Source organism: Oleiphilus sp. HI0079 (assembly GCF_001635105.1).
Window position 1 is genome coordinate 1 of the sequence record NZ_LWFT01000698.1, and the last position, 648, is coordinate 648.

The window sequence follows — 648 nt, forward strand, 5'->3', positions numbered from 1 at the left end:
CGTGCCCCAAATCCTGAAACTGCTTCAGCTTATTAATGAGAACGGTATGACCAAGATGCAAATCAGGAGCCGTTGGATCAAACCCCGCCTTTACACGAAGCCTTTTCCCAGCCTTTAATTTTTCGACCAATTCCTCTTCGACGATCAACTCATCCGCACCACGCTTAATTAGCGCAAGTTGCTCTTCTACACTTACCATCAACTCTTCTCCAAGCCCTCTTTAACGCTTACAATGCGCCTCTCGGGCTTATAAAACGCTCTCAATCATAAAAAGTGCGGCATTATACCAATTTTAATCGTGATGTAAGCCTCCTTTCAGCACTTCCTCTTTGCGGAGTGCGCGAAGAGCTCTATACTTAGAAATATTGTTATAACACTCCGTTTAGTTACTGAATTAAGGCAAAATTTTGGTTCACGCATTTCCTAAAACCCACATGCTTGCTGCCGGCACTGTTGGCGCTCTCCTGACATTGGTTCTGCTTATCAGCCCGAGCAGCAAAGTAAACGCCAACAAGAGCACGACGGTGCAGCTTGAAATTAGCGACGTGCCGAGCTCATCGATTGCTGCTCTACACGATGAAGTAAAGCCGCCAGCTGAGCCAACAAAGCCAGTTGAGAATTGGCACAGCTTTACCGTCAAAGAAGGCG

General features: G+C 46.6%; 1 protein-coding gene and 1 pseudogene. One reads left to right on the top strand and one right to left on the bottom strand.

From position 1 onward, the window contains the following. Positions 1-199: pseudogene (locus A3750_RS12730) on the bottom strand (tyrosine--tRNA ligase); the annotation flags it as partial. A gap of 208 nt (positions 200-407) precedes the next feature. Between A3750_RS12730 and A3750_RS12735 the strand changes: the two are divergent. Then, the coding region (locus A3750_RS12735) for a hypothetical protein (RefSeq protein ID WP_197475020.1) at positions 408-648 on the top strand (241 nt) is incomplete at its 3' end.